General features: G+C 44.6%; 12 protein-coding genes. 11 read left to right on the top strand and 1 reads right to left on the bottom strand.

From position 1 onward, the window contains the following. The first annotated feature begins 248 nt into the window (after window positions 1-248). Genes rpmH through rsmG form a run of 8 tightly spaced genes read left to right on the top strand, consistent with a single transcriptional unit; the run spans window position 249 to window position 7,102 of the window. The gene (gene rpmH / locus ACLWBB_RS20700; protein WP_413289484.1) at window positions 249-398 is read left to right on the top strand and encodes a 50S ribosomal protein L34; all 150 of its coding nucleotides are present in this window, start codon (window positions 249-251) and stop codon (window positions 396-398) included. Then, window positions 388-759 (top strand): ribonuclease P protein component, encoded by a 372-nt coding sequence (gene rnpA / locus ACLWBB_RS20695; RefSeq protein ID WP_413289483.1) that lies wholly within the window; start codon window positions 388-390, stop codon window positions 757-759. The genes rpmH and rnpA overlap by 11 nt, the downstream gene beginning before the upstream one ends. Continuing rightward, window positions 734-1,003 (top strand): membrane protein insertion efficiency factor YidD, encoded by a 270-nt coding sequence (gene yidD / locus ACLWBB_RS20690; protein ID WP_413289482.1) that lies wholly within the window; start codon window positions 734-736, stop codon window positions 1,001-1,003. Before rnpA ends, yidD begins: the two co-directional genes overlap by 26 nt. Further along, window positions 987-2,588, top strand: a complete 1,602-nt coding sequence (gene yidC, locus ACLWBB_RS20685; RefSeq protein ID WP_413289481.1) for a membrane protein insertase YidC — start codon at window positions 987-989, stop codon at window positions 2,586-2,588. The genes yidD and yidC overlap by 17 nt, the downstream gene beginning before the upstream one ends. Window positions 2,589-2,597: 9 nt before the next feature. Then, the gene (locus tag ACLWBB_RS20680; RefSeq protein ID WP_413289480.1) at window positions 2,598-3,155 is read left to right on the top strand and encodes a protein jag; all 558 of its coding nucleotides are present in this window, start codon (window positions 2,598-2,600) and stop codon (window positions 3,153-3,155) included. A gap of 5 nt (window positions 3,156-3,160) precedes the next feature. After that, window positions 3,161-4,561 (top strand): tRNA uridine-5-carboxymethylaminomethyl(34) synthesis GTPase MnmE, encoded by a 1,401-nt coding sequence (mnmE, locus tag ACLWBB_RS20675; RefSeq protein ID WP_413289479.1) that lies wholly within the window; start codon window positions 3,161-3,163, stop codon window positions 4,559-4,561. A gap of 2 nt (window positions 4,562-4,563) precedes the next feature. Further along, window positions 4,564-6,471, top strand: a complete 1,908-nt coding sequence (gene mnmG, locus ACLWBB_RS20670) for a tRNA uridine-5-carboxymethylaminomethyl(34) synthesis enzyme MnmG (protein WP_413289478.1) — start codon at window positions 4,564-4,566, stop codon at window positions 6,469-6,471. Then, window positions 6,443-7,102: a 16S rRNA (guanine(527)-N(7))-methyltransferase RsmG gene (gene rsmG, locus ACLWBB_RS20665; RefSeq protein WP_413289477.1), complete on the top strand. Its 660-nt coding sequence runs from the start codon at window positions 6,443-6,445 to the stop codon at window positions 7,100-7,102. Before mnmG ends, rsmG begins: the two co-directional genes overlap by 29 nt. A gap of 21 nt (window positions 7,103-7,123) precedes the next feature. Here the strand turns inward: rsmG and ACLWBB_RS20660 are convergent, their stop codons facing one another. Continuing rightward, window positions 7,124-7,660, bottom strand: coding sequence for a hypothetical protein (locus ACLWBB_RS20660; protein WP_413289476.1), 537 nt, complete (start codon window positions 7,658-7,660; stop codon window positions 7,124-7,126). A gap of 105 nt (window positions 7,661-7,765) precedes the next feature. Here ACLWBB_RS20660 and ACLWBB_RS20655 point away from each other — a divergent pair, with 105 nt between their 5' ends. Genes ACLWBB_RS20655 through ACLWBB_RS20645 form a run of 3 tightly spaced genes read left to right on the top strand, consistent with a single transcriptional unit; the run spans window position 7,766 to window position 9,979 of the window. Further along, window positions 7,766-8,578: a ParA family protein gene (locus ACLWBB_RS20655; protein WP_413289475.1), complete on the top strand. Its 813-nt coding sequence runs from the start codon at window positions 7,766-7,768 to the stop codon at window positions 8,576-8,578. Then, window positions 8,571-9,629 (top strand): ParB/RepB/Spo0J family partition protein, encoded by a 1,059-nt coding sequence (locus ACLWBB_RS20650; RefSeq protein ID WP_413289474.1) that lies wholly within the window; start codon window positions 8,571-8,573, stop codon window positions 9,627-9,629. Before ACLWBB_RS20655 ends, ACLWBB_RS20650 begins: the two co-directional genes overlap by 8 nt. Beyond that, window positions 9,617-9,979, top strand: coding sequence for a bactofilin family protein (locus ACLWBB_RS20645; RefSeq protein WP_413289473.1), 363 nt, complete (start codon window positions 9,617-9,619; stop codon window positions 9,977-9,979). The genes ACLWBB_RS20650 and ACLWBB_RS20645 overlap by 13 nt, the downstream gene beginning before the upstream one ends. Window positions 9,980-10,028 lie beyond the last annotated feature (49 nt).

Here is a 10,028-nt window from a genome sequence, read left to right as displayed (position 1 = left end):
GTACGTACCCCTATTTTCAAAAGCCTAAGTTTTCGTAGTTCCCAGTTCCTAAGCCCTTTACGCTCGTGATCAGATTTATAGCAGAATGCCAAAAAGCTTTAGCAGGGCCTTTCAGAGTTTTCAACAGTTGACCTTATTGCTGCATTGTGATTAATTCGCGTTCCACGTATTTGGTGGGCGGTTTTTAGGCACTTGGCCAAACCGGTGGGCGCCTGTAGGCGTCATTAATGTTTCACTAGGAGTTGAAAATGAAACGTACATATCAACCAAGCAATCGTCGTCGTAAAGGCACTCACGGTTTCAGAGCAAGAATGGCTACAAAAGCAGGACAAGAAGTTATTTCTCGTCGTCGCGCAAAAGGAAGAAAACGTTTAACGGTTTCAACTGGTGGAAAATAGTAAGCCCGTTGTAATTAAACGAAGCTCCGAGTTTCTCTCTTTAAAAAAAATTGGAAAAAGAGCCTGGCCCACGAAGTGGCTCCTTTTGAACTACACGAAAGTAGATCAAAAGGGTCTGCATTTTGGCGTTACAGCAAGTCGCAAAGTCGGCTCTGCTGTTGTACGCAATAAGCTCAAGCGTTGGGTCAAAGAATACTTTAGAGACTTCGTCACAAGGTCGAACCAACAAGGATCACCGATTGACGCTTCCATCAACATCATCTTTAAACCTATTGACCAGAGCTTTTATAAAGGACTCAACTTCGAGGAATTTAAGAAAGCTATGGACACCGGTCTTGAGATTCTTCGAAAGTCTACCTAGAGCATCTCTCTTGTTATTTGTAGGTGCTTATAGAACTCTCGGAACCACTCATATGGGCGGCGCGTGTCGTTTCACGCCAAGCTGTTCTGAATATGCAGTGGAGGCGATCAAAACCCACTCTTTTTTCTCAGCAATTTATCTCGTTACGAAAAGAATCTTGAAATGCCGTCCAGGCGGAACCTTCGGTTATGACCCGGTTCCTGCGTGCACGTGCGCTGGAGACACTCATGCAAGAACAAAATAAAAGTTCTTTCTTTGATCCTAAAACTATCTTCGCAGTCGTATTGGTCGCCGCCGTTTGGTTTGGTTGGCAGACCTATCTGACAAAAAAATATCCTAACTACAATAAACCAGCACAAAAAACCGCGACGAAAGAAGCTGCTAAAACAGCAACTCCTGATGCGGCAGCCGCAGCTCCTGCAACAGTAGAAGCGCAAAGCACTCCGACCCAAGGTCAAATCACAGAAAAAGAATATCAATTCCAAGATCAAAACATCACGTTCACGATCACAAATCATGGAATGGGTTTGAAGAATGTCGTATTGAACAAGTATATCGACTACGAGAAGAAGCCGATTCTTCTTGGACAAAGCGAAACAGATACTTTGTTTGAAATGAAGCTTTTGAGCCAACAAAAACCTTTGGAGTTCGATCTAAAAGAAGAAGCTCCAGGACAATATGTGGGTGTCGCTCAAGTCGGTACTAGCACCGTGACTCGTACCTTGAAATACGATTCAGAGAAGCAAGCATTTACTAATAAAGTTGTCGTTGAAAATCCCAATGAACAAGTTGCTCAAGGACTTACTTTCGTAGTTCCAGAGAAAATCACAGTTCCGCAAAGCACGTCTTGGTTATTCCCATCTTACCAACACCAAGATTTCTTCGTAAAACATAACGGTAAAACAGAGACTGTAAATTTCAGTGCTGCTAAAGAAAACGTCGCGAAGCAATTCCCAAGCGTATCTTTAGTTTCTGTAAGTTCTCAGTATTTTGCAGCAGCGATTTTGGATAAATCTGAAATCATTCCTGAAACATCTGTGACTGCAAGCCCAGAAGGCAAAACTGCGAAGGCAGAGCTGATCTATAAGCCAGCTGCGAATTTGCCAAAATTCTCTCTAGAACAGATCTTCTTCGCTGGCCCTAAAAACATCGAAACTTTGAAGCATGTAGATGCTGAGCTGCCAGCGGTTATCGATCACGGGTTCTTTGAAGTGATTGCGCGCCCACTGCTTTATGTAATGAAAGCGTGCTTTAGCATGGTTGGTAACTGGGGTATTGCGATTATCCTACTAACTTTGTTGGTGCGCTTTTGCGTACTTCCTTTTGCGATCATGTCTGCAAAATCTATGAAAGCTATGCAAAAGATCCAACCTCTTCTGCAAAACCTTCGTGAAAAATACAAAAACGATCCAATGGCTCTGAATCGTGAGACCATGGCGTTGATGAAAGAGCATAAAGCAAACCCACTTGGCGGTTGCTTGCCGATGCTTTTGCAAATTCCTATTTTCTTCGCTCTTTATCGTGTGATCGGTTCTAGTATCGAGCTTTATCATTCTCCATTCTATGGATGGATTACAGATTTGAGCTCTCCAGATAAGTTCTTTGTGCTGCCAATTTTGGTGGGTCTGACTATGTTCTTGCAACAGAAGATGACTCCAACCACGATGGATCCTGCGCAAGCGAAAATCATGGCTTTCTTGCCATTGGTTTTCACTCTATTTATGCTTCAATTACCAAGCGGATTGGCCCTGTATATGACGGTCAGCGCGGTATTCGGTATCGTTCAACAATATTTCTTTTTAAAAGACTCGAAAAAAGTGACTGCCTAGGAGGACAAAATGGCCGGATTTTTTAGTAAACTGTTTGGCGGCAAAAGTAAAAGTGGTGGAGAAGTAGAGACTCTTGTTCATAACACTTTGACTGGTATTATTGAAAAGGGACAATTCGATCTTTCTTTTAAAATTTCCTATGAGAAAGAAGCGGATTCAGAAGGCGTATTGGCTATCGAATTCTCTGGCTCAGACGAAGAGCTTTTGAAAGATAAAAAAGGCCAAATGTTGGATGCTTTCCAACTGTTCCTTAAGCGCGTAGTTCAGCACAACTTCCCAGAAGATAAGACAAATATCACTGTGGATTGCGGTGGCTACCGTGACGAATCTGCAGCAGCTTTGATTGAGCGCGCAGAAAATCTTAAGACGATCGCTATCGAGCAAGGTAAGTCTGTATATTACAGAGCCCTTCCTCCAAAAGATCGCAAAATCGTTCACCAATACTTGGCTCAAGACCCACGTGTAAAAAGCCGTTCATTGGGTGAAGGCCTTTATAAGAAAATCAAAATCTATCCAGCTAAGGGTGCCAACAACGGTGCTCAGGCTCAAGAGACCGCTGGAGAGTAGTATTCATGTACGGTGGTGACAGGGATTCCCAAACGATCTGTGCGGTATCCACTCCTCACGGAGTGGGTGGAATCTCTGTGATCCGCATCTCAGGGCCTCAAAGCCTTGAAGTAACCCGTAAAATAGCGGTTTTTTTGCCGCAAAAAATCGAGAGCCATAAAGCCTATTTCGGCACCCTCTATGATTCTCAAGCCCAAGAAGACATCGACGAAGTCCTTGTGACTTACTTCAAAAAAGGCAACTCGTTCACGGGCGAAGAGGTTCTGGAAATCTCTTGTCATGGGAACCCTCAGATCTGTCAAAAAATTCTGAATCATTTGATTGCGGGCGGGGCCCGTTCTGCAGATCGTGGTGAGTTTACTTATCGTGCCTTTATGAATGGGAATGTGGACCTGGTTCAGGCGGAAAGCATTCTTGCATTGATCGAAAGCCAAAGTGAAAAGGCGCAGAAACTAGCTCTTCGCCAATTAAAAGGCCAACTTTCTCAGAAGCTTGAGGGCCTTGAGAACGACGTTACTTGGCTGATGGCCCACATGGAAGCCGGAATTGATTTTTCAACCGAAGGCTTAGAGCTGGTTAGTCACGATGTGGTGGCAGAAAAGCTTACACAAATAGAAGACGCCCTGAAGTCGTTGGTTAATTCCTATAAAGCGGGCCGCATCCTTAAAGACGGTGTGCGCATCGCTTTGGCGGGTCGTCCAAATGTAGGTAAATCCAGCCTTTTAAATCTGTTCTTAGAAGAAGACCGCGCGATCGTTACAGAAGTCGCAGGAACTACCCGTGACGTGATCTCAGGGGACACCAAGTTTAACGGCCTTAAGTTTACGTTCTTAGATACTGCTGGGATCCGCAATCATACTTCAGACATTGTAGAGCAGATTGGTATTCAAAAAAGCCGCGAAGCCCACGTAGAGGCCGATGTGGTTTTATTTGTTTTTGATCTTACTGAAGGTATTCAGCCAGAGGACGAAGAGCTCTTAAAACAACTCTCAAAGGCGAACCTCTTCGTGATCGGAAATAAACTGGATAAGGTGAACGAGCCCACTCAAACGCCAGGCTTTGAAAAACTTACCCAGTACGCAGACTTCGCCAAAAGAAACCTTTTCTTTGTTAGCGCCCTGGATCAAAATGCAAGGCCACTGGTTTTGAAAGAGATCTCAGGACGCTTTTCTCAGACGGATCTTCAAGATTACGTACTACTCTCGAATGCTCGTCATTATGAGAATCTCGAAAAAGCTCTTTCAAACACAGTTCGTTGTCAGCAGTTGCTGAAAGAGGGACTTGGTTCTGAATTCCTAGCAATCGAACTCAAAGAGGCTTTGATTGCTGTCCAAGAAACTCTCGGCAAACGCTTTGACGACCAGGTTATGGATCGAGTGTTTAAAGAGTTTTGTCTCGGAAAATAATTATGAGCACACCTGCATTTGATGTCATTGTTGTTGGTGCCGGCCACGCCGGAGTCGAAGCCTGTCTTGCATCTGCACGACTGGGTTTGAACACTCTTGTTGTTACCACAAATCTTGATCGCATCGCCTACATGAGCTGTAACCCTTCTATTGGTGGTCTTGCAAAAGGTCACATGGTTCGTGAAATCGATGTTCTTGGTGGACAAATGGGTTTGGCAGCAGACGAAACTTGTATTCAGTACAAGCGCCTGAATGCCAGCAAAGGCCCCGCGGTTCGTGGGACTCGTGTGCAGTCTGATAAGCATCTTTACTCTCAGTACATGACTAACATTTTGAAAACGCATCCAAATATTTCTCTTCTACAGGGAGAGGTGAAGCGCTTGATCTTGGAAAATGATCTGTGCGTGGGTGTTGTTTTACAAGATGGGTCTGAAATCTACTCTCGTGCGACGGTCATTACTGCAGGAACTTTCATGAATGGGGTTATGCATATCGGGCTTGAGCAAACTCCAGGTGGACGAGTAGGGGACAAAGCCTCTGTTGGTCTTTCAAATCAGCTCGCTGACTTTGGATTTACAGTTCGTCGCTTAAAAACGGGCACTCCAGCGCGTCTTCATAAAGACAGTATCGATTGGAGCAAGACGATTCCTCAGTACGGGGATGAGAAGTTCTATCCATTTAGCTTCCGTTCAGAGCGCACCTTCAAACTTCCGCAAATTGCCTGCTATCTTTCTCGTACTTCCGAGAAAACCCACGAGATCATCCGTGCGAACTTAGATAAGTCGCCTATGTTCTGTGGGAACATCGAAGGTGTGGGTCCTCGTTACTGTCCAAGTATCGAAGATAAAGTGACTCGTTTTGCAGATAAAGACAGCCACCAGACGTTTTTGGAGCCAGAAGGCCTCAATACGGATTTGATTTACCTTCAGGGGATTTCGACAAGCCTTCCAGAAGAAGTTCAGTATGAATTCCTGAAAACCATTCCGGGTCTTGAGAACGTTAAGATTGTTCGCCCAGGGTACGCCGTAGAGTATGACTTTATTGAGCCGACCCAAATATGGCATCGCCTTGAAACCAGAACGATCCGTCAGCTATTTTTAGCAGGTCAGATCAACGGAACCTCTGGTTATGAAGAAGCCGGCGCCCAAGGTTTGATCGCGGGCGTGAACGCAGCTCATAGTATTTTGGGCCGTGAAGAATTCGTGCTCGGTCGCGATCAAGCTTACATTGGTGTCTTGATTGATGACTTAGTTACAAAAGGGACGACCGAACCTTACCGCATGTTCACATCTCGCGCCGAACATCGTCTTGTTCTCAGAGAAGACAATACTATCGACAGATTAGGTGAGGTTGCGATTGGTTCTGGTTTGATAAATCCCGAATCAATTCAAACACTCCGAAATTTGAAAGAAAAACGTGCCGGAATGCTAGAAAAACTGCGCTCAGAACGCGTTTTTCCAGTCAAAGAAACCCAAGAAAAACTAGTTAAACTTGGCACTGCAGAATTACTAAAGCCGGCTACTTTCGAAGAGTTGCTACGCCGTCCCGAGATTTCTTGTTCAAGCCTCACAGACTTTGGTTTTGAAATAGATTCAGATCCAAACGTCTCTGAACCTGTCGAAATCGAAGTGAAGTACTCTGGTTACGTAAAAAGACAGATGGAATTGATTGCTCAGTCGAAGCGTCTTGAAGAACTTCGTCTTCCCGAGACTTTGGTCTATAGAGAAATTCGCGGACTTTCCAACGAAGAAGTGGACAAACTTTCTCGAGTAAAGCCACGAACTTTAGGCCAAGCTCAACGCATAAGTGGTGTTAATCCTTCAGCGGTTCAAGCTATAATGATCTATCTTAAAGGTCATAAAAAGTTGAAGGAGATCCCTCTTGGCGGAGAATCAGGAAGTATCAACTAGTCAGTGGCGCATCGATGTTTGGTTTCCGGATCTCAATCCTGAAATTCTTAAGCAATTGAAAACCTATCACGATGAGCTTCTGAAATTTAATAAAACACTCAGTATTATTTCTCAGAAGACAGTTGCGATGGCGGATGCACTTCATTTTGCTGACAGCATTCTAGCATCGCGCGTCATCGCGAAGTCCAATCCTAAGATCCAGGAGATCTATGACTTAGGGCTAGGAAGCGGTTTTCCGGGGCTAGTTTTTGCGATTATGAACCCACATATTAAGGTTCATGTCGTTGAGTCAGATCAGCGCAAGTGCGAATTCCTAAAACACATCATCGCAAGCGTTCGTATTCCGAACGCGAATGTTTTTAGCGTGAAGCTCGACGAGATTAAAGAAAACAGCATGCAATACGTAATGACTCGCGGTCTTGCCTCTATTTCTAAAGTTATTATGGCAACTCGTAAGTCTGTACCTAAAGGTGGCGTTATTTTTCACCTTAAGGGCGAACAATGGGGTATGGAAGTTTCTGAGATCCCAATTCAGCTTTGTTCTCTTTGGACCCCGGGACTTGTGGGCGAATATCGCCTTCCAGTAGGGGAAATTAAGTTTTCAGTGATTAAAACAGACAAAATCGCCTAATTGTTCCACGTAGAACAACTTTTAATGGCCGCCGGACTCAGTTTTGGCGGCTTTTTCCGTTTTTGGGGGCTCTTTTGAGGCAGAAGTGGCCGTTCCGAACTCTTTTTCATAGGACTCTACGCGTTTTTTCGAGTTCCACGAGTGTGGAACTACCGAAACGGTCTTATAGGTCTTATAGGCATCCACTTCTTCGGGCAGGGGCCAAGATTTACCCTCGTTGAATGCTTTCATGTATTCGAGCTTGGTATATTTCTTTCGGGCTGCTGCTTTAAGCTCATAGTACTTCACTTCTTGTACTAGCTTCTGAATTTTAGCCTCTGATTCGAAATATCTCTTTTGAGCGTACTTAATTGCGCCAGTTTGCGGGACTACGGCTGCGAGTTCTTTCTTGAAGCCCTCAAGTTTCTTTTTTTCTGAATCTAGCTCCTTTTGAGCCGATTGCGCGCGAGTATTGAGATCCAAATAGATATCATCGGCCAGTTCTGGCGTAGGATTTGGCTTTTTACAGCCCAAAAGGCTGATCGCTATAAAAAGAATGGCTAAAAAACGCATTTTCACCCGATGTTCTACGTGGAACATCGGAAATTCTACGAAAAACATTAGGAAAAACTTGCCATACTGAAAAAAATGCAGGATTTTTTATAGATCACGGAGGAACTCCTAATGGCTAAGACAATTTGCATAGCAAATCAAAAAGGTGGAGTAGGCAAAACGACTACTTCAGTGAATCTTTCTGCCGCCCTGGCTTCTTTGGGTAAAAGGATCCTACTCATCGACATGGATCCGCAAGGAAACGCGTCCAGCGGTTTGGGTATCAAACGATATGAAAGCCAGGACAACAATGTTTACCATGTCCTAATCGGCGAAAAAGATATCCAAGAGACTATCCAGAAAACAAAAGATCCAAATCTTCATGTGATCACTGCTAATCCAGATTTGGTAGGCGCAGAGATTGAGCTTGTTGACATGCCGCAGCGGGAATACAGACTAAAGTCTGCCATCGCATCAATCGGTGATCTCTATGATTATGTACTAATTGATTGCCCACCTTCTTTGGGTCTTTTGACTTTGAATGCCCTGACTGCAGCAGACAGTTTCTTGGTTCCTCTTCAGTGTGAATACTATGCGCTTGAAGGATTGAGCCAGCTTTTGAATACAGCAGGTTTGATTAAGAAAAATCTAAATCCACAATTACATATAGAGGGCATCGTTTTAACGATGTTTGATACGAGAAATAATTTGAGTCACCAGGTTGTGACTGAGATTAAGAATCACTTTGGAGATAAGGTCTTCAACGCCATCATTCCAAGAAATGTGCGTTTGAGCGAAGCTCCAAGCCACGGTCAATCCATCTTTGATTATGACCAAAAATCTATCGGCGCGACTAAATACTACGACCTTGCCAAAGAAGTTGAGCAAAGAACCGTAGCTAAAACGACAGAACAAAGAGCACAACAGGAGACAGCAAATGTCTGATTTGAATGCGGAAAGCTCTAACAAAAAGAAGGGCCTAGGACGTGGCCTTGGATCTTTGTTGGGTGGAGGTCCTGCAGCCGAGGGTATGGCCAGCAAGACAATGGCAGATGGTTTGGATACGCATGCGAGTAACCAAACAAAGCCAGCGCAAAACTTTGCAGGAGCTTCGGCTAAGCCGGCTCCGGCAGCTCAAACCTCTGCACCGGCAGCAGCGGCCCCTGTGGCGGCAGCTCCTATTAATACAGAGGGAAAAGTATGGCAGGTTGCCATCGATAAGTTGGCCTCTGGACAATACCAGCCGCGCAAAAGCTTCGAAAAAGAAGCTCTTCAAAGCTTGGCCCAATCTATTAAAGAGAACGGAATTCTTCAGCCAATCATCGCTAGAAAAGTAGCGGGTGGCCGTCTTGAAATCGTCGCGGGTGAGCGTCGTTGGAGAGCTGCACAGGCTGCTGGGCTGCATGAAGTTCCGGTTTTGATTAAGAATTTTGATGACCAAGAGACTCTTGAGCTTGCGATCATCGAAAATATTCAACGTGAAGATTTAAATCCCATTGAAGAGGCCGAAGGTTATTCTCGCCTAATCACTGAATTTAAAATGTCTCAACAACAAGTCGCCGACAAAGTGGGACGTGATCGTGCAACGGTTGCGAACTCTGTGCGCTTGTTGGCTTTGCCTGCAGAAGCAAAAAAACTTGTGAGTGAAGGCACCCTTTCTGTGGGTCACGCAAAAGTTCTTTTGTCTTTAACAGACGCAAAGAAGCAACTTGAGTTAGCTAAAAAGGTCATCAATGACCGTCTTTCTGTACGTAAACTAGAAAAGCTCGTCGCTGACGCTCAAAATCCAAGCTCCTCCCTAGAGCCGGAATCAGCGATTGAGCAAAACGTGACGCAAAGACTCATTTCTGGTCTTTGTGATGAACTGCAAAAGATCCTAGGAACCAAGGTCAATATTGATTATGCTAATTCCAAAGGAAAAATCGCAGTTCACTTCTATTCAGATGATGAGCTGACTCAAATCGTGGATAGGTTGAAAGAAGGATGGCAGAAATAAAGGCTTTCACAAATGATGATTTTCTCACGGGTCACGTTACATCTATATTAGATTACGGGACTCGCTTTGAGGGAAAACTCAGCTTCGAAGGAACCGTGCAAATTGGCGGGGAGTTCGTCGGTGAAATCTTTACTAATGACACAGTGGTCATTAACGATACTGCTAATATACAGGCCCAAGTTGAGGCCGATACCATCATCATATCTGGCCGGGTTGAGGGAAATCTCTTTGCCCGTCGCAGAGTTATAATGCACCCGCCCGCGATCTTTAAAGGCACCGTAACCTCTCCAAGTCTTCGAATTGACGAAGGAGTCGTTTTTGAGGGCGCTTCCTACATGCCCAAGTCTTAACCAAAGCCCTTTGTTTACAGTTATTTATAGCTAGTTTCGCCTTGACCAT

This window comes from Bdellovibrio sp. HCB337 (assembly GCF_047302465.1).
Classification (GTDB): Bacteria; Bdellovibrionota; Bdellovibrionia; order Bdellovibrionales; family Bdellovibrionaceae; genus JACMRP01.
Note: the sequence above shows the minus strand (reverse complement) of the source record. Positions and strands in the feature narration are given on the sequence as shown.